This window comes from Paraburkholderia sp. BR10872 (assembly GCF_040965835.1).
Lineage (GTDB): Bacteria > Pseudomonadota > Gammaproteobacteria > Burkholderiales > Burkholderiaceae > Paraburkholderia > Paraburkholderia nodosa_A.
In genome coordinates, this window is sequence record NZ_JBFRCN010000032.1 from 60,074 (window position 1) to 81,926 (window position 21,853).

The 21,853-nt window shown below is 66.6% G+C and carries 22 protein-coding genes and 2 pseudogenes; 10 read left to right on the forward strand and 14 right to left on the reverse strand.

The window, feature by feature from the left end; translation table 11 throughout:
• Positions 1–22 precede the first annotated feature (22 nt).
• Both AB4Y43_RS23700 and AB4Y43_RS23705 read left to right on the forward strand, forming a co-directional pair.
• Positions 23–1,528, forward strand: coding sequence for a PepSY-associated TM helix domain-containing protein (locus AB4Y43_RS23700; RefSeq protein ID WP_368728916.1), 1,506 nt, complete (start codon positions 23–25; stop codon positions 1,526–1,528).
• 117 nt (positions 1,529–1,645) lie between these two features.
• A complete protein-coding gene (locus AB4Y43_RS23705) occupies positions 1,646–2,002 on the forward strand; it encodes a hypothetical protein (RefSeq protein ID WP_368606860.1) in 357 nt (118 codons plus the stop codon).
• A 77-nt stretch (positions 2,003–2,079) separates the two neighbouring features.
• On the opposite strand, the gene AB4Y43_RS23710 is transcribed toward AB4Y43_RS23705, so the two are convergent.
• Complete coding sequence (locus AB4Y43_RS23710; RefSeq protein ID WP_368728917.1) at positions 2,080–2,790, reverse strand: SDR family NAD(P)-dependent oxidoreductase; 711 nt, start codon at positions 2,788–2,790, stop codon at positions 2,080–2,082.
• A gap of 90 nt (positions 2,791–2,880) precedes the next feature.
• On the reverse strand, positions 2,881–3,822 hold the full coding sequence (locus AB4Y43_RS23715) for a sterol desaturase family protein (protein ID WP_342946087.1): 942 nt from the start codon (positions 3,820–3,822) through the stop codon (positions 2,881–2,883).
• Between the two features lie 332 nt (positions 3,823–4,154).
• Between AB4Y43_RS23715 and AB4Y43_RS23720 the strand changes: the two genes are divergently transcribed.
• From AB4Y43_RS23720 to AB4Y43_RS23740, 5 genes are all read left to right on the forward strand, one after another.
• Positions 4,155–5,138, forward strand: a complete 984-nt coding sequence (locus tag AB4Y43_RS23720) for a hypothetical protein (RefSeq protein WP_368728918.1) — start codon at positions 4,155–4,157, stop codon at positions 5,136–5,138.
• Positions 5,139–5,240: 102 nt separating this feature from the next.
• A complete protein-coding gene (locus tag AB4Y43_RS23725) occupies positions 5,241–5,546 on the forward strand; it encodes a hypothetical protein (RefSeq protein ID WP_069262388.1) in 306 nt (101 codons plus the stop codon).
• Between the two features lie 16 nt (positions 5,547–5,562).
• Complete coding sequence (locus tag AB4Y43_RS23730; protein ID WP_342946085.1) at positions 5,563–6,276, forward strand: response regulator; 714 nt, start codon at positions 5,563–5,565, stop codon at positions 6,274–6,276.
• The gene (locus AB4Y43_RS23735) at positions 6,276–7,673 is read left to right on the forward strand and encodes an ATP-binding protein (RefSeq protein ID WP_368728919.1); all 1,398 of its coding nucleotides are present in this window, start codon (positions 6,276–6,278) and stop codon (positions 7,671–7,673) included. Before AB4Y43_RS23730 ends, AB4Y43_RS23735 begins: the two co-directional genes overlap by 1 nt.
• 189 nt (positions 7,674–7,862) lie before the next feature.
• A complete protein-coding gene (locus AB4Y43_RS23740; RefSeq protein ID WP_368728920.1) occupies positions 7,863–8,630 on the forward strand; it encodes a DUF4410 domain-containing protein in 768 nt (255 codons plus the stop codon).
• Positions 8,631–8,708: 78 nt separating this feature from the next.
• Here the strand turns inward: AB4Y43_RS23740 and AB4Y43_RS23745 are convergent.
• From AB4Y43_RS23745 to AB4Y43_RS23760, 4 genes and pseudogenes are all read right to left on the reverse strand, one after another.
• Positions 8,709–8,894: pseudogene (locus AB4Y43_RS23745) on the reverse strand (hypothetical protein); the annotation flags it as partial.
• 61 nt (positions 8,895–8,955) lie between these two features.
• Positions 8,956–10,500, reverse strand: coding sequence for a hopanoid C-3 methylase HpnR (gene hpnR, locus AB4Y43_RS23750; protein WP_368728921.1), 1,545 nt, complete (start codon positions 10,498–10,500; stop codon positions 8,956–8,958).
• 91 nt (positions 10,501–10,591) lie between these two features.
• Complete coding sequence (locus AB4Y43_RS23755) at positions 10,592–12,079, reverse strand: GntP family permease (RefSeq protein WP_368728922.1); 1,488 nt, start codon at positions 12,077–12,079, stop codon at positions 10,592–10,594.
• Positions 12,076–13,134 carry a patatin-like phospholipase family protein gene (locus AB4Y43_RS23760; protein WP_368684192.1) on the reverse strand — a complete coding sequence of 353 codons (1,059 nt, stop codon included), beginning with the start codon at positions 13,132–13,134 and terminating at the stop codon, positions 12,076–12,078. Before AB4Y43_RS23760 ends, AB4Y43_RS23755 begins: the two co-directional genes overlap by 4 nt.
• 193 nt (positions 13,135–13,327) lie before the next feature.
• Between AB4Y43_RS23760 and AB4Y43_RS23765 the strand changes: the two are divergent.
• Both AB4Y43_RS23765 and AB4Y43_RS23770 read left to right on the forward strand, forming a co-directional pair.
• Positions 13,328–13,945 (forward strand): annotated as a pseudogene (locus AB4Y43_RS23765) (uracil-DNA glycosylase family protein); the annotation flags it as partial.
• Positions 13,946–13,987: 42 nt separating this feature from the next.
• On the forward strand, positions 13,988–14,356 hold the full coding sequence (locus AB4Y43_RS23770; protein ID WP_368728938.1) for a DUF488 domain-containing protein: 369 nt from the start codon (positions 13,988–13,990) through the stop codon (positions 14,354–14,356).
• 33 nt (positions 14,357–14,389) lie between these two features.
• On the opposite strand, the gene AB4Y43_RS23775 is transcribed toward AB4Y43_RS23770, so the two are convergent.
• A complete protein-coding gene (locus tag AB4Y43_RS23775) occupies positions 14,390–15,712 on the reverse strand; it encodes a TIGR00366 family protein (RefSeq protein WP_368728923.1) in 1,323 nt (440 codons plus the stop codon).
• 272 nt (positions 15,713–15,984) lie between these two features.
• Between AB4Y43_RS23775 and AB4Y43_RS23780 the strand changes: the two genes are divergently transcribed.
• Positions 15,985–16,815, forward strand: coding sequence for an SH3 domain-containing protein (locus AB4Y43_RS23780; protein WP_368728924.1), 831 nt, complete (start codon positions 15,985–15,987; stop codon positions 16,813–16,815).
• Between the two features lie 68 nt (positions 16,816–16,883).
• On the opposite strand, the gene AB4Y43_RS23785 is transcribed toward AB4Y43_RS23780, so the two are convergent.
• From AB4Y43_RS23785 to AB4Y43_RS23815, 7 genes are all read right to left on the reverse strand, one after another.
• Positions 16,884–17,873 (reverse strand): hypothetical protein, encoded by a 990-nt coding sequence (locus tag AB4Y43_RS23785; RefSeq protein WP_368728925.1) that lies wholly within the window; start codon positions 17,871–17,873, stop codon positions 16,884–16,886.
• A gap of 243 nt (positions 17,874–18,116) precedes the next feature.
• Positions 18,117–18,278: a hypothetical protein gene (locus tag AB4Y43_RS23790; protein ID WP_176732820.1), complete on the reverse strand. Its 162-nt coding sequence runs from the start codon at positions 18,276–18,278 to the stop codon at positions 18,117–18,119.
• Between the two features lie 158 nt (positions 18,279–18,436).
• Positions 18,437–18,649 carry a hypothetical protein gene (locus tag AB4Y43_RS23795; protein WP_069261954.1) on the reverse strand — a complete coding sequence of 71 codons (213 nt, stop codon included), beginning with the start codon at positions 18,647–18,649 and terminating at the stop codon, positions 18,437–18,439.
• A 236-nt stretch (positions 18,650–18,885) separates the two neighbouring features.
• On the reverse strand, positions 18,886–19,317 hold the full coding sequence (locus AB4Y43_RS23800) for an Hsp20/alpha crystallin family protein (RefSeq protein WP_368684187.1): 432 nt from the start codon (positions 19,315–19,317) through the stop codon (positions 18,886–18,888).
• Positions 19,318–19,569: 252 nt separating this feature from the next.
• A complete protein-coding gene (gene phbB, locus AB4Y43_RS23805) occupies positions 19,570–20,316 on the reverse strand; it encodes an acetoacetyl-CoA reductase (RefSeq protein WP_368617932.1) in 747 nt (248 codons plus the stop codon).
• Complete coding sequence (locus tag AB4Y43_RS23810; RefSeq protein WP_368728926.1) at positions 20,306–20,857, reverse strand: hypothetical protein; 552 nt, start codon at positions 20,855–20,857, stop codon at positions 20,306–20,308. Before AB4Y43_RS23810 ends, phbB begins: the two co-directional genes overlap by 11 nt.
• A gap of 389 nt (positions 20,858–21,246) precedes the next feature.
• The gene (locus tag AB4Y43_RS23815) at positions 21,247–21,708 is read right to left on the reverse strand and encodes a universal stress protein (RefSeq protein WP_368728927.1); all 462 of its coding nucleotides are present in this window, start codon (positions 21,706–21,708) and stop codon (positions 21,247–21,249) included.
• Positions 21,709–21,853: the final 145 nt, after the last annotated feature.

Below are 21,853 nucleotides of genomic sequence, written 5' to 3' on the forward strand. Positions count from 1 at the left end.
CCGGCTCGACAGGGAGTCCCCGATGTCCACGATATCCGACCCGGTCAGCGCACCGCCTGCCCACGCGGCGCAGTCCGGCTACCGCACGCTGTGGCGCTGGCATTTTTACGCCGGCCTCTTCGTCATGCCCTTGCTGCTCGTGCTCGCCATTACGGGCACGATCTACTGTTTCCAGCCGCAGATCGAACCGCTGCTTTACCCGCATCGGCTGGTGGTCGCGCCGGCGGCGACACCGCGCCTGCCCGTGGATACGCTGCTGGCCCGCGCGCGAGCCGCGCTGCCGCCCGACGCGCGGGCGCTGCGCGCGCACGTCGAGTCGAATCCCGCACGCAGCGCCGAATTCGTTTTCGCGCTGCCCGGCGGGACCAAAGAGAGCGTCTACGTGAATCCCTATGATGGCGCGGTGCTCGGCACGCTCGACGTCGATCGCCGCTTCATGCAGGTCGACCGCATGCTGCATCGCAAGCTCTTGCTCGGCAAGCCCGGCGAGCTGCTGATGGAACTGGCCGCCTGCTGGACGCTGGTGATGATCGCCACCGGCATTGCGCTCTGGTGGCCGCGCGCGGGTGCGTCGTGGCGCGCCGCGCTGCTGCCTCGCTTCGCCGCGCGCGGGCGGCCGTTCTGGAAGAGCGTGCACGCGAGCGTCGGCATCTGGCTCGCCGTGGGCGCGCTCGCGTTCGTGTTGAGCGGCTTGCCGTGGACCGGCTCGTGGGGCAAGCAGTTCAAGGCGCTCGCCACGCGCGCGAGCCTCGGCGCGCCGCGCGGCGCGTGGGGCGGCGGTCTCGCGCTGAAGTCGGCCTTGCCGGGTGCGCCGGCAGCAGCAGCTAGCGGCGCAGCGGCGAATCCTCCCGCAAGCCACGCCGATCGACAAGAACACAGCGGAGAGCACGCGGGGCACGATATGGCGTCGATGCCAGGCATGGTGATGGACGACATGCCGCTGCCGCTCGTGCCCTGGGCCGTCGGCGCGGCTCCCGTGCCGCACTCGCCCGACGCGTCCGGCGCATCGCGACACTGGACGCTCGCCCAGGTCGTCGCCCAGATGCGCGATCTCGGCTTGCGCGACGGTTACGACATCGTGCTGCCCGCCACGCCCGATGGCGTCTACACGGTCTCGTATTTTCCGCCCGATCCGAAAGCGGAACGCACCGTGTATATCGACCAATACAGCGGCGCCGTGCTCAAGGACATTCGCTATGACGATTACGGCGCAGTTTCGAAGGCCATTACATATGGCACATCGCTGCACATGGGCCGCTACTTTGGCCTCGCCAACCAGTTGATCTGCGCGGCGATTTCGCTGGGCCTCGGCGCGCTCGCGGTGACGGGCTTCGTGATGTGGTGGCTACGCCGCCCCGCCCGCGCGAAGGGCGCATCGATGTTGGCGGCGCCCTCACGCGAGCGCGCCGCGCCCCCGCTGCGCGCCTGGAAGACCGGTCTCGTGCTGCTCGGCATCGTGTTTCCGCTGATGGGCGCGACGCTCGTGGCGGTCTGGCTGTTCGACCGCGCAGCCTTCCGACGCGCCTAGAAGCTGCCGTCGTGCCGGCGTCGGCGGCAGCGGCGGCCCTGCGGTAATCTGCGGACACAAATACGTCTGAACCTGGCTGCGCCAAATGGTTTCAAACGTAGATATGCGGAGATTATCGTGTTGCGGCGAATTTCAGCGCTCGGCGCGGCCGCGGTGCTTGCGGGCTGCGCGGTCGCGCCCTATCCCGGTTACCCCGGGTACTACGGCTATGACTACGGCTACCCGTACGACTCGGGCTATCCGTACGCCTACGGTTACGACTACTACCCCGGCTATTTCGGCGGCGGCTATGGCGGCATCGCAATTTGGGGCGGTGGCGGCGGATGCTGCTATCACCACGGCTGGCACGGCGGTGGCCATGGCGGCGGCTGGCACGGTGGCGGTGGACACGGCGGCGGCTGGCATGGAGGCGGTGGCGGCACGTGGCAAGGCGGCGGCGGTGGCAGGGGGGCCGGCGGCGGCCACGGCCACTAACCCGTCACAGCGCGACCACAGCGGGACCACTCTGTTGAAGCGGTCCGTATACCGTGCGTGTCAGCGCGGCGCCGCGCTTATACGCGCCCGTTCACCGGAATCAGCGCTCCCGTAATCGCCTGCGCGTCCTCGCTCAGCAAGAACGCGATCACCGTAGCGATCTCGCGCGGCTGCAGCCAGCGCGTGAAATCGGCGTCCGGCATGTCGGCGCGGTTTTGCGGCGTGTCGATGATGCTCGGCAAGATCGCGTTCACCGTCACACCCTTGTCCTTCAGCTCTTCCGCGAGCGCTTCCGTCAAACGCGCCACGCCCGCCTTCGACGCCGAATACGCGCCCATGCCGGGCCCCGCCTTGAGTCCCGCGCCTGCGCCGATGTTGACCACACGCCCCGCGCCGCTCTTCACGAGATGAGGCAGCGCGGCCTTCGAGGCATTGAGCGCCGTCTTCACGTTCAAATCGAACATCAAATCCCACGTGCGCGCGTCGCCGTCGCCGATAGTCTCCCACCGGAACGCGCCCGCCACGTTGACGACCGCGTCGAGCCCGCCGAGTCTCTCCTGCAATGCGCCGAAGGCAGTCTGGGCCGACTTCGCGTCGACGAGATCGACGCCGCCCATGCGCAGCGCGTTCGCGAGCGCGGCGGGCAGCGCCGCCACTTCGGGGGCCGCGCCGCGGCCGATCAGCGCCACGCGGGCGCCGCGTTCGGCCAGCAATTGCGCCGTCGCCAGACCCAGGCTGCCGAAGCCGCCCGTCACCGCGACCACTTTGCCGTTCAAACCATTTTCCATGCTCTTATTCCTTTGCTAACCTGAATTCGATGCGGCCCGCGATCGATGCGGGCGCCGCTGGCGCCACGTTACGCGAGCCGCGGCCTTCCATCAACCGGCGCGCGGGCGTCCGCGTGAAACCTCCGCGCGTACCGTGGCGAGCGCGTGCTGCTTGCGCAGGTTCTCCGTGGTGTCGCCGCCGCCGTCCGCGCGCCAGCCCGGCGGCAGGAAAACATAGCGCACGGCAGTCCAGATGTCCTTCGCCATCACGACGTCGCGTGCGAGCGTCTCCCAGTGTTCCAGTTCGACGACGAACGGATTGCGCGAGCGCACGGGCGTCACGAGCCCGTAGCGGCAAGGCTCTTCGGCACGTTCCGGCACGTAGGTACCGAACAGGCGGTCGAAAATGATCAGGACTCCGCCATAGTTGGCATCGAGATAGTCGACGTTCGAAGCGTGGTGCACGCGGTGGTTGGACGGCGTGTTGAACACGTACTCGAGCCAGCCGAGTTTCGGAATCCACGTGTTGTGCAGCCAGAACTGATAGAGCAGGTTGAGCGAGAGGATGGCGAGCACGACTTCGGGCCGCACGCCGAGCCACACGAGCGGACCGAAGAACATGGCCGGGCCGGTCAGCTTGCCGGTCCAGCCCAGCCGGTAGGCAGACGAAAGCGTCAACTGGTTCGGCGAATGGTGCACGGCATGCGTGGCCCAGAAGAAGCGGATGCGGTGCGAAGCGCGGTGATACCAGTAATAGCAGAACTCCTGACCGATGAAGACCAGCAGCACGAGCGCAACCGTGTCGATATTCAGTGTGAAGAGCCGATGCTCCCACGCGAAATCCAGGATCGGCGCGGCGAGAGAAAGCGGCAGGAACGCGAGGAGCTTGCGGCCCGCGAGGTCGGCGAGCGAAAGCCCAACCTCAGACCAATCGAATGCGGCCTCGCCCGCCGCTTCGCGGCGCTTCCTGAACGTGAGCACGCACGCCTCGATCAGCGAGACGGCAACGACGAACAGCGTGACATAGAACGCGAGTTTTCCTGTAGTGAGCATGATGGATCGTGTGCATTGAGCGCGTCTTGCGCGGTGAAGAAAGACGCGTGTTGCACGCAGGAGTCGCGGCGTTGCGTCGGATGAAGGGCACTGTAGTGGCGCCCAACGGGAAAAACCACGCGCAAAGTATGTCGGGATATGTCACGCGCCACACGCGCGAAATACGTCGATACGCCCGCCGCGCCGCGTGCGCGGGGAGGTCGCGCCAGCGGCCTCGCGACGTGTAACACCGTGACATGGTTTATGACGCGACTTGCGCCGGGCCCAGCCCTATAGTTCGTTCCGCTGACACGCCGCAGCGTGCCTCCCGAAACGAACCGCAAGGACCTCTGATGAAAACGCTCCCCCTCGTCGTCGCCGCGCTTATCGGCTTCGCCAGCGCCCCCGCTTTCGCCGGCTGGTCCGGCCACGGCACGGCATACACGCCGCACGGCACGTACAACGGCGCGCACTACGGTTCCTGCAGCGGCGGCACCTGCTCGCATGCGGGCGGCGTGGCCGGTCCCTGGGGCGGCGTCGCCACCAACAGCGGCTCCGTCACCCGCACCGCGCCGGGCCAGTTCAGCAACAGCGGCATGGCCTACGGCCCGAACGGCCGCTCGGTCCAGCATTCAGGCGATACGAACTGCGCGGGCGGCACCTGCTCGCACACCGGCTCGCTCAACGGCTCGGATGGCCGCAGCGCGAGCACCGCGGGCAGCGTGACGCGCACGGCGCCGGGCCAGTACTCGTCGACGGGCACGGTCACGACGGGCAACGGCAACACCTACGGGCACTCGGCGTCCACGAGCTGCGCGGGCAACACGTGCAATCGCGCGGGCACCGTCACCGGCACGCAGGGCGGCAGCGTCTACCACTCGGGCAGCGCCACGGGCGTCGGAACCGGCGTGTTGACCACGGGCGGCGGCACGACCGTTGTCCATGGCGGCACCGTGACCACCGGCACGGTAACGACCTCGGGCACGACGGTCGCCGTCGTCGGCGCCCCGGTCCCCGTGCCCGCGCCGGTCGTCGTCACGCCGCCGCCGCCCAGCACCACGGTGTATGTCGCCCCGCCGCCGCCCGCCCCCAAGACGGTCGTCGTCGCGCCCGCACCTGCACCTGCACCGCAGACGGTTTATGTCGCGACTCCTGCACCGAAGACCGTCTATGTCGCGCCTCCCGCACCGAAGGTCGTCTACGTGGCGCCGCCGGCACCCAAGGTCGTCTATGTGGGCCAGCCGCTGCCGCGCGCCGTGTACATCGCCCCGCGCCCCGCCGTGTGGATTCCCGGCCACTGGGTCGGCCGCGTGTGGGTCCCTGCTCACTGGGCCTGAACCATCACCGGCGGCTGTGGATTCGCATGACCCGCAGCCGCCCGCCTCATTCGCTTGATCAACCGGCCGGCGAGCTTCGTCGGCCACCTCACGGAGAACACCATGAAGAAGATGATCGCTGCCCTCGTTTTGTGTATCGTTTCAGCAGCGGTTTGCGTGCCGGCATCGGCTCAGGCCTTGCCGGACGGCTCAGGCGACAGCGCGCGCGTCGAACGCATGATGGCGCAGCTGCAAGGGCGTTTCGCCGCCGCGAACACGACGCACGACGGCAAGCTCACGCGCGAGCAGGCGCAGGCGGGTATGCCGAAGGTCGCGCAGCACTTCGACGAAATCGACACGCAAAAAGCCGGCTTCGTCACCCTCGCGCAGATCGAGGACTTCATGCGAGCGCGCGCAGCAGCCCGATGAACGCCGGAGGCGTCACATGGAGCAGGCAAACAGGATCATCGTGCTCGACGACGAAGCCGAACTGCGCAACATGCTGCAGCGCTTTCTCACGAGCCAGGGTTTCGAGGTACGCGCCGTCGCCGACGGCAAGCGCCTCGACCGCCTGCTCCAGCGTGAGCCCTACGACCTGCTGGTGCTCGATCTCATGATGGAGCCCGAAGACGGCCTCACCGTATGCCGACGCCTGCGCGCCGAAGGCCAGACGCTGCCGATCCTCATGCTCACCGCGAAAGGCGATGCCGCCGACAAGGTGATCGGCCTCGAAACCGGCGCCGACGACTATCTCGCCAAGCCGTTTCTCCCAGACGAACTGGTCGCGCGCATTCGCGCCCTGTTGCGTCGCCAGAAGATGGCCTCGGGCGAGCCCACGGTCACCTCGCAAATGCTGCGCTTCGGCGACTTTCAGTTCGACGTTGGCAAACAAACGCTCTACCGCGACGGCACGCCCATCGAAGTCCACTCGGCGCAGATGCTGCTGCTTCACGCGCTCGGCTCGTCGCCGAATCGCGCTGTGAGCCGCGAGAACCTGCTCGCCCGCGCGCGCGGACGCGACCACAGCGCGCTCGACCGCAGCGTGGACGTGCAGATCCTGCGCCTGCGCCAGATCGTCGAGGACGATCCCGCCAAGCCGCGCTTCATCAAGACCGTCTGGGGCATCGGCTACATGCTGGTGGCCGGCGTCGAATCGTAATGCGCTTGCGGCTGCCGCGCTCGCTGCTCTCGCGCAACATCGCGCTGCTGGTGGCGCTCGTCGCGCTCTCGCAGATCTGCTCGCTCGTCGTCCTGCTGCACTTCGTGCAGCGCCCACGCATCGAACGCGCCTCGATCATCTTCGCCGATTACGTCAAGCTGCTCGACACCACGCTCGCGTCCATGCCACCCGACGAAGGGCGCGCGGCGGCCGCGCGGTTCGATGCGCGCCGTGCGGCGCCGCCACAAGCGTCGAGCGAGGCGCAGCCGAGTCTCGTCGACTTTTTCCGCACCTGGCAGCGCGACGTGTTCGTCGAAGCGCTGCAAAGCCATCTGCCACCCGAGTTGCTGGTGCGCTGGGACGCGAGTCACGACGAGATCGCACCCGCCGAGGCTGGCGAAGCCGCGCAGGAGCGCCTGTGGATCCGCCTTCACGCAGCGGGCGAACCGGTCTGGATCGCCCTGCCGGTGACCGCCGACGCGCGAGCGAGCGGCATCACTACGGCGTTGATCCTCTCCGCCGCGCTCGCGCTGCTCGCCGCGCTCACCGGCTACCTGTTGCAGCGCCACATCAACCGCCCGCTGCGCAAACTCGCGCGCGCGGCGCGGCGCGTGAGCGCAGGCGAAACGCCGCCGCCACTGCCGACCAACGGCCCGACCGAAATCGCCCAGGTGAGCCGCGCCTTCAACCAGATGACCGAAGCGCTGAAGCAGGCTGAGGCCACGCGCGCGCTGATGCTGGCCGGCGTCTCGCACGACATCCGCACGCCACTCACGAAACTGCGCCTCGCGATCGCGATGGCCCTGCCGCGCGGCAGCAACGATGCGCTCGTGGCCTCGTCCGAGAGCTATCTGGACCAGATCGACACGATCCTCCAGCAGTTCATGGACTACGCAGGCAGCGGCGAGCGCGAAGCGCCGCAACCAGGCGACCTCAACGCGCTCGCAGGCCAACTCGTTGCCGACTTCGCGGGGCTCGGGCATGAATTCGATTTCGACGAGGGTGAATTGCCGGTTTTCGCGTTCCGGCCCATCGCGGTTATGCGTCTGCTGATGAATCTCATGCAGAACGCCGTGAACTATGGCCGCACAGGTCTGACGATTCGCACGTGGCGCGACGACGACACCGCCTGCGTGATCGTTGCCGACCGTGGCAACGGCATCCGCGCCGAGGAGCTGGAGCGCCTCAAATCGCCCTTCAGCCGCGGCGCGAACGCCCGTACTCATTCGGGCGGATCGGGCCTCGGGCTTGCCATCGTCGAGCGGATCGCGCGGCTGCACGGCGGCTCGCTCACCTTCCGCGACCGCGAAGGCGGCGGCCTCGAAGCCGTCGTGCGCCTGCCGCTGAACCGTCCCTCGTCGAGTCGGAACGGCGCGCCGCCGGCCGTGCGCCCATGACATGACTCGACATAATTTGCGCGTGGATTTCGTGCGCCCTTCCCCCCATACTTGCGCCTGAGCCTGAGCAACGGAGCAGAACAAACCGAAGCCCAGACGCCGAAGCACCCTGGTCGATAGTTCGCCATCCTGAATAAATTGCGAGTATCGGCAGAAACGAGACACTCTTTCAGGTAAAAGGACATCGACATGCAAACGATCATCAACTTCCTCGTCAACAAGGCCAAGCGCATCGCGGGCACCACGTTCCTCGCCGGCGCGCTGTTCGCGAGCGGCTGCGCGTCGGCCGCGCCGGTCGTGCAGACGAACGGCCCGCTCCCGCAACTGCACGCCGACGTCGTCTACGTCTATACGTTCGACGCCGCCGCCGACCAGGTGAAGCTCGACAGCACCGGCATGCTGCACAAGCTCAAGACGATGACGAGCGGCGAGTCGTCGGCGCAGCAGCAACAGCAGGCCGCGCTGCAAACGCGCGAGCATCTCGCCGATCAGCTCGTGAGCGAACTTCAGAAAATGGGCCTGCCCGCCGTGCGCATGGACGGTCCCGCACCCGCTGGCCACAACGCGTTGATCGTGGAAGGCCGCATCGACACGATGGACGCGGGCAGCAGCCGCCGCCGCATGCTGATTGGTCTCGGCGCGGGCAAGAGCGAAGTGGGCGCGACGATCGCGGTGCTGTTCCAGCCCGCCAACGGCGGAGAACCGCAACCGCTCCTGAGCTTCCAGACGGAGGCGGATAGCGGCCATATGCCTGGCATGGCCGAGACGGCGGGCGTGGGCGCGGCGGCTGGCCATGTGGCGACGGCCGCGGTGGTGGGCGGCGGTCTGCACGGCGCCTCGGAGGCGAAGCGCGACACGCTCTCGTCGGATGCCGGCAAGCTGGCCCGCTCGATTGCGAAGGAAATCACGCAGATCAGCATGCAGAACGGCTGGATGGCAACGACGACGAAGAGCTGATACGGAGGAAGCGCGCTGCGCAGCGCGAGGGTACGTGCCCTTTACGGCGACGGTTCGATACCGCCGCCGTCTTTTTGTTTAATGCGCCTGCGGTTCGCGCTGCGCCTGCGGCTCATGATATCGCGCGAACTTCGATGTATGGCCGATGCCGGGATTGAAGCAGTTGCATGGATCGAGCGTTTCGTAAAACGACTTCAGCGCAGGCTTCGCATCGCAGAGACGGCCGACGTTGTGCTCAGCGGGCTATTCGGCGCCGCGCGCGTCGAACCTCGACGGCAGGACGCGCGCGCAACCGGTGTGCGTCAAGACGGCGCCGGCCGAACAATCAGCCTAGACCCATGCGTGTCTCGTCGACGAACTTCTCCGTGGCGTCGTCGATCTTGCGGCCCTTGCGGCCGGAGGGGCCGTGAATGTAGACGGTCTTCATATCGACCTGCGGCGCGCCGCTCGTGCCGGGGGGCGGCGTCATCTCGTAGTGGACTTCGCGCGCGTGGTCGGCCATTTGCAGGCGCGGATCGAACACCGAGTTGAAACGCCACAGCATGCGCACGAAATTGGTCTGGCCGTGCAATAGCAGATGCGTGGCCTGCCCCGCCGCGCCGCGCAGCGCGGTCCAGCCCATGTGCTTGCGATTGAGCACCTGCTGCGTGCTCACGAGTTCCGCGTAGAACTCGGGCAGCGGAAGCTGCGTCGGCACGACGGCGTGCTGGATGTCATAAAGGCGATAGTCGAGGCTCGTGAGGCGCCGCGCCTCGCGCTGCCAGTTCTCCGTGCCCGGATATGGCGTATTCACGCTGATATTGACGATCTCGGGAATCTCCAGGCACCACTGGCGGATCGTCTCGAAGCGTTCGCGGTCCCAGTCCGGATCGGCAATCAGGTTGATCGCGACGGTAATCCCCAACGAACGCGCGAATTCGAGCGCCTCGAAATTCTTGTCAAGGCTGATCCGTTTGCGAAACGCCTTGAGCCCCGCCTCGTCGATCGCCTCCAGACCGAGGAACATGTACTTCAGGCCAATGGACTGCCACAGACGGAACACGTCCTTGTTGCGCAGAAGCACGTCGCCACGCGTTTCCAGGTAGTAGCGCTTGTCGATGCCGCGCCGCTTGATCGCCTCGCCGATCGCCATGCCGTGTTCGGCATGCACGAACGCCACGTCGTCGACGATGAATACGCCCGGCTCGCGCAACGCCGCCAGTTCGTCCACGACGACTTCGGGGCTGCGCGTGCGGTAGCTGCGTCCGTAGAACGTCCATGCGCTGCAGAACGTGCAGTCCCACGGGCAGCCACGCGCGAACTCGATGGAGGCGCAAGGATCGAGCGTACCGATGAAATACTTGCGGCGATGGCGTAGCAGGTCGCGCGCGGGCCGCACCGGATCGAGATTCTCGACGAAGCCTGGCGGCGGACCCGATCCGTGGCTCGTGAGGACGCCGGGCACCGCGAGCAGGTCGGTGCGGCGTGACACTGCTGCGAGCAGTTCGTTCACCGAAGCTTCACCCTCGCCGCGCAGCACGCAATCGATCGCGCCTTCGGCATGGCGCAGCAGATCGTGTGCGGTGAACGACACGCTGTGGCCCCCGACGAAGACGAAACACGAGGGAAGCGCGGCCTTCACGGCCTTCGAGAGATCGATGATCTCGGGAATGTTGGCCAGATAGTTGCCCGAGAAGCAGAGCGCCTCGGGCTGCCAGTCACGCACCATGCGCATGAGGTCACGGTGTGTCTCGACCTGCAGATCGAGCAGGCGCACGTCATGGCCCGCATCGCGCGCCGTACCGGCTACGGATTCGAGACCCAGCGGCTCGAGCCGCAGGAATACGCGCGTGTACATCAGTCCGCTCGGGTGGACAGCAAGCAATTTCATGAAGCCTCCTTGCGAAGGGCCGCCGCTTCGCGAGAGTCTACGCGCGTTGGCGGATCGCTGCCCCGCGGCGTGTTTCGCGCAGGAACGCCAGTCAGAAACTGCCGAACAGCGAACCGAGCACGATCACGACGGCGAGCGCGATCAGCGCACCGACGATGCTCACCACCACGAGGTCGCGGTAGCTTTCGCGATGCGTCGAGCCGCACACGGCCAGCAGCGTGACGACGGCGCCGTTGTGCGGCAGGCTGTCGAGCGTGCCCGACGACATCACGGCGACGCGGTGCAGCAAAGCGGGATCGATGCCATGCTGGGCAGCGAGCTCCATGTAGGTGCCACCGAGCGCGTCGAGCGCGATGGTCAACCCGCCCGAGGCCGAGCCCGTGAGCCCGGCGAGCAGGTTCGTGGCCACGGCGAGCGAGACGAGCGGGCCGCCGCCGATGCCGAGCACCCAGTCGCGCACGGCCTCGAACGCGGGCAATGCGGCAATCACGGCGCCGTAGCCCACGAGGCTGCCCACGCTCAGCACCGGCAACACCGACGCGTTGGCGCCCGCATCGACGCTCTCGCGTAGCGCGCCGAGCCGCCCGCGATTGAGCGCCACCAGCACGATGATGCCGAGTGCGAGCGCAACCGAGACACCCCACACGCCCGCCACCGCCGAAAGCGTGGTCGAACCCCAGCGCGGTTCGGCGAGATACGACGCGTCGATGCGCGGGAACACCACGACGTTCATCACGAAGTTCATCGCCACGACGACCACGAGCGGCGCGAGCGCGACGAAGGGCGACGGCGGCCCCGCATGGTCCGGTACAGCCGCGCCGCCGATCTCGGCGGGATCGAAGGCTTGGGCGAGACTCGCGCGCTCGCGCACGAGCGAGGACTTGCCGCGCTCTTCGTCATCGGCGCCGCCGTTGACGGGCTCGACAAAGCCCTCGCCGTTGCGCCGCGCCGCCGCCGCCGCGCGCCCGAGCCACCAGAGGCCGAAGCCCGCCATCACGAGGCTCGCGATCACGCCAAGGCCCGGCGCCGCGAACGGCGTCGTGCCGAAGAACGGCATCGGAATGGCGTTTTGCAGCGCGGGCGTGCCGGGCAGCGCCGACATCGTGAAGGTCGCCGTGCCGAGCATGATCGCAGCGGGCATCAGGCGGCGCGGGATATCGGCAGAGCGAAACAGCGCCTGCGCCATGGGGGCGAGCACGAAGAACGCGACGAACAGGCTCACGCCGCCATAGGTGACGAGCGCGCCGCCCAGCACCACGGCCACGAGTGCGTGACGCGTGCCTAACTTGTCGATCATGAGGCGCGCCACGGCGTCCACCGAGCCGCTGTCTTCCATCAGCTTGCCGAACAGCGAGCCGAGCAGGAAGAGCGGAAAGAACTGGGCGAGAAATCGGCCCGTGCTCGACATGAATGTTTGCGTCCAATGCGCGAGCACCGGCTCGCCGGAAATGAGCGCGGCCAGCATGGCGCACAGCGGCGCGAGCAGCAGCACGCTCCAGCCGCGATACGCGAGCCAGATCAGCAGCGCGAGACTCGCGAGCATGCCCCCGAGGCCGATAACGAGCGTGCCCGCGCTCATTGCAGCACCCCTTCGAGCAGCGCTTCGAAATTGAACGTGGATGCCACGCCGAGCTGCGCACCGTGTTGCGCCAGGAATTCATCGGCGGTGTGGCGGCCTTCGTCGCGCAGCATCGTGATGAACGACCACTCTGCGTTGAGCTTCGACGACGCGCCCAGCGTGACGAGCTTCGCGCTATGCACGCGATGCAGGCGCATATGCGCCCAGCGGCGGCCCTCCTCGCTGCCTGCGTCGGCGACCTTGTGCAGCAGCGCCATCATGCGCAGCTCCTTGATTAGCGGCGAGTTGAACGCGATCTCGTTCACGCGGTTGATGATGTCGCGCGCCGAGCGCGGCGTGCCCGCGCGTTCCACGGGGTTCACCTGCACGAGGATCGTGTCGATCGAATCGGTCTCGCGAATCAGCGGCGTAATCGTCGGATTGCCCGCATAACCGCCGTCCCAGTAGGCCTCACCGTCTATCTCGACGGCCTGAAAGAGCGTAGGCAGACAGGCCGAGGCGAGCAGCGCGTCGGGCGTGACATCGGCATTGCGGAACACGCGCGCCTGCCCGTTGGAAACGCGCGTGGCCGTGACGAAGAGCTTGATGCGCGAGCGGCGCAACGCGTCGAAGTCGATGGTGTCGGCGAGGATCGTGCGCAACGGGTTCACGCGCCCCGGATTCAGGTCATACGGAGAGACGACGCGCGCCATCATGTCGAGCGCGACGAACACGGGTGAATGATCGAGCGTCCAGCGCCCGAGCAGGATGTCGACGGGGCCGCGCCGGAACGGGCTGAAGCGCGCGGCGTCGGCCACGCGGCGCCAGAAGCGTTCGAGCGCCTCGCGCGCGCCGGCCGCGCCGCCCAACGCATGGCCGCTCGCGAGCACGGCGGCGTTCATCGCGCCCGCCGAGGTGCCCGAAATGCCTTCGATCTGCAGCCACGACTCTTCGAGCAGGCGGTCCAGCACACCCCATGTGTATGCGCCATGGGAGCCGCCGCCTTGCAGTGCGAGATCGACGAGCAAGGGCTCGGTGCGGGTCGTGCGGGTTGACGTCTCGGCTTCGGCAGGCATTGCGGCTCCGTTCCAGACAGACCACGGGCGAGATTACAGGAAAAGCGCAAATGGCCGCACGAGAATGACGCAGCGCGCAATCTGGCTCGAACGCGCTGGAGTCGCGCTGCGATCAGCGCGCGGCGGGCCGGTCGCAGCGGCGCACCAGGGCGTTTGGTAGACTGGATCTCCCGCCACGCCTTCCTGCCTTGCCGTGTCGAATGCCCATCCGCTTCGCGGGCCGGATTCGCTATCGGGCCCGCTTCCCGCGCTGCTCGCTGAAATCCGCGCCTGCCATGCCTGCGCCGACGCGCTGCCGCTCGGGCCGCGCCCTGTGCTGCAGGCAAGCGATACGGCAAGCCTGCTGATCGTCGGCCAGGCGCCGGGCGCGAAGGTCCACGCCTCGGGCGTGCCGTGGGACGACGCGAGCGGTAAACGGCTGCGCGCGTGGCTCGGCATCGACAGCGAAACGTTCTACGACGCCGCCCAGGTCGCGCTCGTGCCGATGGGCTTTTGTTACCCCGGCCGCGGCGGCGGCGGAGACAACCCGCCGCGCCCGGAATGCGCCCCACTGTGGCACGCGCGGCTCATCGAGCAGTTGCGCGGCGTGCGCCTGACCCTGCTCGTCGGCCAGTATGCCCAGCGCTATTTTCTCGGCAGCGAGCGCCGCGGCTCGCTCACCGAGACGGTGGCGGCCTGGCGCGACTATGCACCCAATTTCGTGCCGCTGCCGCATCCGTCGCCACGCAATCAGGCGTGGTTCAAGCGCCACCCGTGGTTCGAACTCGACGTCCTGCCCGCGCTGCAGGCGCGCGTAAAAGCATTGCTGGCACCTGAAGGCCGCCACGCGCACACCACTAAAAAGGAGCCGACGATGACGAACCCGGCAATCGATATCCAGCGTGTCTACGAACCGCTGCCCGAGCAGGGACACCACTGCTATCTGGTGGATCGGCTGTGGCCGCGCGGCCTGAGCAAGGAAAAGCTCGCGAACGTGGAGTGGCTCAAGGAGGTGGCGCCGAGCACCGAACTGCGCCAATGGTTCCACAAGGACCCGGAGCAGTGGACCGAATTCAGGAAGCGCTATCTGGCCGAGCTGAACGCCAATCCGGACGCCTGGCGGCCGCTCGCCGAAGCGGCCGGGAACGGGCACATCACCCTGCTCTATGGCTCCCACGATACGCAGCGCAATCACGCAATCGTGCTGCGCGACTATCTGGCGAAGCACGTGAAGCACAAATGACCGGACGGTGCTCGCGCCCAGCCCGTTTCACGCTCAGAAGAGATACATCCCCGCGACGAATACGACGCCCGAGAACAGCAACGTGGTCACGCAGTAACCCATGATGTCACGCACGCCGAGGCCGGCGATCGCGAGCGCGGGCAGCGCCCAGAACGGCTGCGCCATGTTGGTCCATGCCTCGCCGTAAGCGATCGCCATCGCCGACTTGCCGAGGTCCGCGCCCAGCGCCTGCGCCGCCGGCATCACGAACGGCCCCTGCACGACCCAGTGGCCGCCGCCCGAAGGCACCGCGAAGTTGATCACCGCCGAGCTGAGAAACACGAGCAGCGGAAACGTGTGCACGTTCGCGATATCGACGAACCACTTCGTAATGACGCCCGCGAGACCCGAGTGGTCCATGAGCGCCTGAATGCCCGCGTAGAACGGGAACTGGATCATGATGCCCGAGGCGCCCTTTGCGGCGCCGGCCACGGCGCGCGCGTAGGCCATCGGCGTTTTGTGCAGCACGAGGCCCGCCGCGAGAAACACGAGGTTCACGGTGTCGATGTCGAGCGCAAAGCCCTTCGTGTGAAAGCGGAAGCCGAGGAACACGAAGCACAGTGCCGCCATCAGCAGCGCGAGCGCGCGGCTTTCCTCGATGCGCTCGGCGAAAGTCGCATCCGGGCCGAGCTTGCGCTCGACGCTCGGCGGGTCTTCGAGCAGCGCGGGGTCGACCGAGACGACATCTTCGGGCTTCGGCATCATGAGACGCACGAGAATCGGCAGCAGCACGATCAGTCCGATCGTGATGAACGCGTTATAGCCCGTGAAGATGGTCTGCGAGACCGGGATCAGGCCGACGGCCTTTTCCATCGGATTGCCCTTCGTGGCCGCGACGAGCGGCACCGAGCCGGAAAGGCCGCCGTGCCACGTGAGAAAGCCCATGTACGCGGCGGCAACGAGCAACCGATAATCCGCGCCGCGCACTCGCCGGGCCACTTCGCGCGAGAACATCGCGCCGAGCACGAGCCCGAAGCCCCAGTTGATCGCGCAGGCAATTGCGCCCACGAATGCCACCAGCATCACGCCCTGGCCCGGCGTGCGCGCGCAACTCGCCAGCGCGACCAGCATGCGCTTGACCGGGCCGGAGCTGGCAAGCGCGTGGCCGGTGACGAGAATCAGGACCATCTGCATCGCGAACGCGAGCAGGTTCCAGAAGCCCGAACCCCACATCAAGACGAGCGCTTCAGGCGGCTGCGGCGTGAGCGCGAACGCCAGCACGAAGGTCACGACGGTGAGGAGAATGGCGAAGATGAGCGGGTCCGGCAGGATCCGATGCACTACGCCGGTAAAGAAGTGGGAAATACGCTGAATCACGGTGGGTCTGCTCCTCGTCTGCTGATACGGAATCGGCCGCCTGTTTTCTTCTTTGCGAACCGAGGCCGCGATTTTTGCACAGCGCGGCATACTGCGTGCGCCACGCCGGCAATTGTCCGGATGCGTGCTGAACGCTGCGCCTGACCGGTGCGCGCGCACCCGCACGAAATAAGCCGTTACATGCCTCGGCGCGCCCTAAAAGCCTTATCTGCTACCGTTATGGTTGCTATCTCAATAAATGTCCGGGTGATTCCACCCAGCGGGAGGCAGCAATGCGCAAGCAGTTTCTCGGTGTCGTGCTCGCCGCGCTAGCCGGCTTATTCGTGGCTACTCCGCCCGCGCACGCCCAGTCGCAGGCATTCACGAATCAGACCGTCAACATCTACGCAGGACCCGCAGCCGACTTTCCTATCGTCGCGCAGATTCCGGGTGGCGTGGCAGTGACGGTATGGGGCTGCATCGCGGGCTTTAGCTGGTGCGACATCGGTTTTCCGGGCCTGCGAGGCTGGGTCTACGGCACCTTCATCAGCTATCCGTGGCAAGGACAACGCGTGCCGGTGATGAACTATGGCCCGCGCATCGGTCTGCCTATCGTGACGTTCTCGCTCGGCGCGTACTGGGGCATGCACTACCGCGACCGGCCGTGGTACTCCAATCAATCGCGCTGGGCGCGCCATCCAGGGCCACGACCTCTGCCGCCGCCGCCCGTGCGGCCGCGTCCGCCCGTCGGTCGTCCGCCGGGCGGCACACGGCCGCCCAACCAGGGCGGCGGGAATCGGCCGCCCAACAACAACGCGGGACAGGGAAACCGGCCACCCGGCGCGGGCCCCGGCAATAACAACGCGCGGCCGCCCGGACAAGGGCACGCGCGGCCGCCGGGACAAGGAAATGCCCGTCCGCCTGGTCAAGGGAATGCCCGTCCGCCCGGCCAGGGCGGCGGCCGGCCTCAGGGGCAAGGCGGTGGGCGGCCGTCCGGCGGCGGGAATAATCGACCGCAGGGAGGTGGCGGTGGTGGCGGGACTGGTGGCGGCGGTGGTGGTGGCGGACCGGGAGGCGGTGGCGGACCTGGCGGCGGCGGTGGCCGTCCGCCTCAGGGTAGCTAACGTCGCGACTAGCGGGCAAAAGTCCATGCCGACGCAAGGCGTGCCCGCGCTGGCTACTTCACCATCGCTCAGAACCGGTAGCCGATACCGCCCAGGATCACGTCCGTATCGCGGCTATAGCGCGTGACCACGCGGTTCCAGGTGACGCGCGCCGCCCAGTGCTGCGTCAAGCGATAGGAAGCCGAAACGGAGACGAGCCCCGAGAGAATCCCGTCGCCGGTATCACGCTCGTCGGGATGCTCGCCGTGATGGATCGCCGCGTAGAGGCCAGCGCCGAACCCGAGCGTGAGACGCTCGTCGAAGAACGCGCGCGTGAGCCAGATTTGCGCCGTCGCGCCATCGCGCCGCGCCGAGATGCCATTGCCCTCGTGCAGATATCCCACTGTGGCGTCGAGAAAGGAACTAATGCCGCGCCGGTACTCGATTGCCTCGGCCGCAGATGTCTGCGATTCGAGGCTGTTGAGGATCGTCTCGCCCGCCATCAGCGTGATCTCGTTGTTCGTCACTTTCTGCGTGCGCGGCAGCGCGAAATCGCGCGGCCCTGGCGTGCCGGGCGCGTCGAGCTGATAGCCCACGCCCAGCATGAGCGATGTCGTCGATGGCCCGCGCGACACTTGCACGCGGTTGAGCTGCAGGTTCGCTGTCCAGCGATGCGTGGAGTACCACGTGGCGCGCGCACTGTAGAGCACGCCCCAGCCGTGCGTATCGGACCAGCCCTGACCCTGTGACGCGGCCTCGGTATCGAAATAGCGATACGGCCCGACACCCAGTGCGAATACGAAGCGGCGCTGCGCGAGCGGCAAACGCGCCCACGCCTGGATGGCCTGGCCGTCGCGGTGATGATCCGGAATATGGCCTTCGTTGAGCCAGGCAATGCTGCCGGCAAAATACTGGCCGAAACCCTCCGTGTAATCCATTTGCCACGAATAGGTATGATCGGCGCCGCTTTTGAGCGGCCCTGTGTAGAGCGTGAATTCCTGCGCGCAAACTGACCCCGAAGCCAAGGCGAGCGCGCTGCCGACAACACCGGCTGCGGCTAGCGACGTGATGTTTTTCATTGCGTGCGTTTGGCCTTGCGGTTGGGATAACGTGACTCGCTGCAAGGAAAACGTATGCAACGGAACGCGGAGCATACCGCGACGCGACATTTTTTGTGCAAACCCACTCTTTCAATTAATTACGACATGACGTAGCACAAATTTGTGCTATTTATTTTGCCATCCTAATTACATGAATAAAAAAGAAACGCCGCACAAAAAGCGCGGCGTCTTCCTGCATTCAGCTTTGCAAGCGGTGCAATATCAGCGCACGTGATGACAGACGCGCTCAGCGTGATGGTGGACGTGCTCGACGTGACACACCTCGTGGTGATACGGTTGGGCGACAGCAGCGAGCGGCGCGAAAAGCGCGGCGCAGGAAATCAGGGCAAACAGGCGGACAGCGGGCTTGGTAACGGCGTTCATGACTCGGCTCTTGCGTATGAAAACAGCGTGGTGGGAATCAAAAGCCAGCACTGTATCCCAGAGCGTTCCGCGACGTATTACACGGTTGTAACGGGCGTAGCGCTCGATGAAACGCTCTTGACACGCCTTGCTACGCAAGAGCGGCTCGCGGCGGCCGCTCAAATAGTGGGCTCGCCGCCCTCGTCGTGGGTGAGTCGCCGCAGCAGTTCGCGACCGCGGGTGGTGAGGCGCAGCGTGGGGTCGCCGCCCGCCTCGTCCATTTCGACGAGACGATAGCGCTGCAGCGCAAGGAAATCGGAATCGATCATTTGAATCGGCGCGTCCGCATCACGGATCAGCAGCAGGGTCGCTAGTTCGTGGTGACTGAGCATCAGGTCTCTCCAGTTGTTGGCCGGAGTCGAGGCGCAAGCGCCGATTCCAGCCACATGCCCGAAAAAGCAATCGACCGAAGGGCCGTGGGCTTGAGTCACCCCAGCATAGCGAGTCAATCGTACAGTTTCGCTACAGCCATGTTTCGCTGTGTTACGCGCCGGTGTCTGAAGCAAGAAAGCGGCGCGCAGCTGCACGATATGCAGTCTGCGCGCCGCCCGCTTACAGCCTCTCGCCCTTAGTTGATTTCGAGGCGCTTACTGGCGCTTGCGGCCCGCTTCGGTAGCGTCAGCGTCAGCACGCCATCCTTGTATTGCGCGGCCGCCTTTGCATCGTCGATTTCCGCGGCGAGCGTGAACGCGCGGCTCACGCTGCCCGCATAACGCTCGCGACGCACCACGCGCTCACCTTCCTTCAGTTCGCTGCCGCGCTCGACTTTCGCGGCAATCGAAACGAGATTGCCATCGATCTTCACGTCGATGTCTTTCCGGTCGACGCCGGGCATTTCAGCCTTCACCGTGAAACCGGCCTCGTCTTCCGTCACGTCGATCCGGATACTGGCCGCTTGCCCTTCCGCGCCGCTCGTAGCACGCAACGGCCGGAACAGCCCGTGAAACAGATCGGGCACACCTTCCATCGAAAACGGATCGTAACGCGAGATAGTGCTCATTGATGCCTCCATGGGCAGAACGTTTTTCGTGTCCACACAACGACGGCGTTGCGTCGGATTCCTAAGTTCCCCCATCAACTCGCACAGGCGCATGACACCTCTGCGGCCGACGTCCGGGAATCGCCTGCAACGAAGCGCGCCGCTCGCGCGGCGCGGTCGCCGCCGCTTACCGTTCCAACATGAAGGCGCCTCGCGCGTTTGCAAGACCCGTTTTTTGCCGCGCGCGAAATTTTTGTGTCGCCGCGCGGCGCGTCATTGCATGTGCATGCCGCCGTTGATCGCGATATCGGCGCCGGTGATGAACGCCGCATCGTCCGAACAGAGGAATGCCACGAGTGCCGCGACCTCGTTCGGTTGCCCGAGACGGCCTACTGGAATCTGCGGGAGGATGCGCGCATCCAGCACATCTTTCGGTACGGCTTCCACCATTTGCGTGGCGAGGTAGCCCGGCGACACGGTGTTCACCGTCACGCCTTTCTTCGCCACTTCCAGTGCGAGCGCCTTCGTGAAGCCATGCATGCCCGCTTTCGCCGCCGAATAGTTGGTCTGCCCGAAAGCGCCGCGCGAGCCGTTGACCGAGCCGATATTGATGATGCGCCCGAAGCCGCGCTCGATCATGCCGGGCAGGAACGGCTTCGTCACGTTGAAGAGCGCGTCGAGATCGGTGCGCAGCACGGAGTCCCAATCGGATTTCGACATCTTCACGAAGCTGCGGTCGCACGTAATGCCCGCATTGTTGATGAGCACGTCCACCTGGCCGAGATCGTCGAGCGCTTGCTGCGCCGCGCGCTCGCAGGCCTCGTAGTCGGCGACGTTCATCTGGTGGCAGCCGAATTCACGGCCCGCCGCGCGTTCGGCGGCAATCCAGGCATCGGCGCGCGTGTTCGCCGCCGAGCAAGAGACGGCGACGGTCATGCCCGCATCGTGCAGGCGCCGGCTGATCGCCTCGCCGAGTCCGCCCATGCCGCCCGTGACGAAAGCAACGCGCTTAGTGGCCATGCTGGCCTCCGCCCGCGCTGGCGCCCTGCGCACGGCCTGCGCCCGCCGCCTTGCCCGGATGCACTGCACCATTGGCGGCACTGCTCATTGCGCGCTCGAAGGCGTTCATCCACTCGCGCATCGGCAGCGCACCCGGCACCTTGGCTGCGCTGGCTTGCGCGCCCGCACAGGCCTCCTGCCACTGCTGCGTGAAGTCGCGCGCACTGTCGGACCACGTGCTCGCGCTCTGCATCGCCGCCGCGACGCCCTCTTGCCAGAGCATGGTGCTCGCGCCGAGATAGTCGCGCCAGACCGATTGCGTGGCGACCGCGAAATCGGTCCAGTCGCGCGCGGTGCTCAGCGATTCGAGCAGGCCCTCGACCGCCTCGCGGTCGCGCGCGATGCGGCGCTGCTCCAGCTTCAGCAACTGCTCGCGCCATTGCTGCTGCCCGACGAGCAGGCGCAACGCGGCCGACGTGTTGGCACGGTACGTGTCGAATGAGACGCCCATCGCGTTGCCGGGCGAGGCGGCGTCGAATGAAGGATGGGAAGCGGTTGCCATGGTCAATCTCCTCCTTATGTAGCTTTCGCCCGGCGCGGCCGGATGCGTTTGCTGCCAAAGAGACCGCGGTGGACCGCGACGGGACGCGGGCTGCGGCGAGCGAAATGAAAGCGCTTCACGCGCGACGATGGGGAACGGGATGCTTCGGAGTGCCGTATGTTCGCAAGACGGCCGACTCAAGCCAACATCATAGGCAGGAAGACGGCGTCCCGCGCGACGAATGGGCGATTTGTCGCTTGATCGACGTCACATTTCGAGATACCTGATGCGCAGCGAGTCAACACCAGGCTTGTCATCGCGGGTATTTCGCGACGGACTGTAAGGGCGGGAACGCTGCCCGGCCGATCGCGCCCTCGACCCGAACCGGCCGGTGGAACCGGGCACACCGGTCAGTTGGCCGGCACCTCTTCGTCGCGCACCAGCATCACCGGCCGGTCCGCCATGCGCAGGAACGACTCGGCCACGCTGCCGAGCAACAGGCGCTTCATGCCCGACAAGCCACGCGTACCCATCACGACGAGGTCCGCGCCGTCCTCGGCGGCGATGCGCGAGATCACTGCGGCGATCTCCTCGCCGCTTGCGTCGGCCGCGCGCGTGGAGCCCGGCACCTGAGCCTGCGCGAACACCAGTTTCGCCTCTTCGAGCGCCGCCGTTGCCGCGTCGTTTTCCGCCGAGTGGCGCGCCTGTTCCTCGGCGAAGCCCGTACTGACGTCCACGAGCCGCGCCGGATGCCGCACGACATACAGCGCCTGAACGGCGGCGCCAGTCGCTTTTGCGACCTTCACGGCCTCCTCGAGCGCGCGCCGGCCGCTGCGGCTGCCATCGACCGCTACCAGAATCTGCTTGTACATCATGGACCTCCCGGGCGTCGCCCATGTTGCGCACCGGCTCCCGGCGCGCGCTATCTAGATAAAGATCGTTGTAGCGCATTCAGGTACGGATGCGCGCCCCGGCCAGTGCGACCCGTTGTCTCTACTGCGTCACCATCGTGATCCA

Coding starts and splice junctions, on each gene's coding strand:
- AB4Y43_RS23735 (WP_368728919.1), top strand. CDS start 6,276: ATGCGCTTGCGGCTGCCGCGCTCGCTGCTCTCGCGCAACATCGCGCTG.
- AB4Y43_RS23785 (WP_368728925.1), bottom strand. CDS start 17,873: ATGAAAAACATCACGTCGCTAGCCGCAGCCGGTGTTGTCGGCAGCGCG.
- AB4Y43_RS23740 (WP_368728920.1), top strand. CDS start 7,863: ATGCAAACGATCATCAACTTCCTCGTCAACAAGGCCAAGCGCATCGCG.
- AB4Y43_RS23760 (WP_368684192.1), bottom strand. CDS start 13,134: ATGCCTGCCGAAGCCGAGACGTCAACCCGCACGACCCGCACCGAGCCC.
- AB4Y43_RS23810 (WP_368728926.1), bottom strand. CDS start 20,857: ATGGCAACCGCTTCCCATCCTTCATTCGACGCCGCCTCGCCCGGCAAC.
- AB4Y43_RS23815 (WP_368728927.1), bottom strand. CDS start 21,708: ATGTACAAGCAGATTCTGGTAGCGGTCGATGGCAGCCGCAGCGGCCGG.
- AB4Y43_RS23770 (WP_368728938.1), top strand. CDS start 13,988: ATGACGAACCCGGCAATCGATATCCAGCGTGTCTACGAACCGCTGCCC.
- AB4Y43_RS23725 (WP_069262388.1), top strand. CDS start 5,241: ATGAAGAAGATGATCGCTGCCCTCGTTTTGTGTATCGTTTCAGCAGCG.
- AB4Y43_RS23795 (WP_069261954.1), bottom strand. CDS start 18,649: ATGCTCAGTCACCACGAACTAGCGACCCTGCTGCTGATCCGTGATGCG.
- AB4Y43_RS23720 (WP_368728918.1), top strand. CDS start 4,155: ATGAAAACGCTCCCCCTCGTCGTCGCCGCGCTTATCGGCTTCGCCAGC.
- AB4Y43_RS23800 (WP_368684187.1), bottom strand. CDS start 19,317: ATGAGCACTATCTCGCGTTACGATCCGTTTTCGATGGAAGGTGTGCCC.
- AB4Y43_RS23715 (WP_342946087.1), bottom strand. CDS start 3,822: ATGCTCACTACAGGAAAACTCGCGTTCTATGTCACGCTGTTCGTCGTT.
- AB4Y43_RS23710 (WP_368728917.1), bottom strand. CDS start 2,790: ATGGAAAATGGTTTGAACGGCAAAGTGGTCGCGGTGACGGGCGGCTTC.
- AB4Y43_RS23730 (WP_342946085.1), top strand. CDS start 5,563: ATGGAGCAGGCAAACAGGATCATCGTGCTCGACGACGAAGCCGAACTG.
- AB4Y43_RS23755 (WP_368728922.1), bottom strand. CDS start 12,079: ATGAGCGCGGGCACGCTCGTTATCGGCCTCGGGGGCATGCTCGCGAGT.
- phbB (WP_368617932.1), bottom strand. CDS start 20,316: ATGGCCACTAAGCGCGTTGCTTTCGTCACGGGCGGCATGGGCGGACTC.
- hpnR (WP_368728921.1), bottom strand. CDS start 10,500: ATGAAATTGCTTGCTGTCCACCCGAGCGGACTGATGTACACGCGCGTA.
- AB4Y43_RS23790 (WP_176732820.1), bottom strand. CDS start 18,278: ATGAACGCCGTTACCAAGCCCGCTGTCCGCCTGTTTGCCCTGATTTCC.
- AB4Y43_RS23700 (WP_368728916.1), top strand. CDS start 23: ATGTCCACGATATCCGACCCGGTCAGCGCACCGCCTGCCCACGCGGCG.
- AB4Y43_RS23780 (WP_368728924.1), top strand. CDS start 15,985: ATGCGCAAGCAGTTTCTCGGTGTCGTGCTCGCCGCGCTAGCCGGCTTA.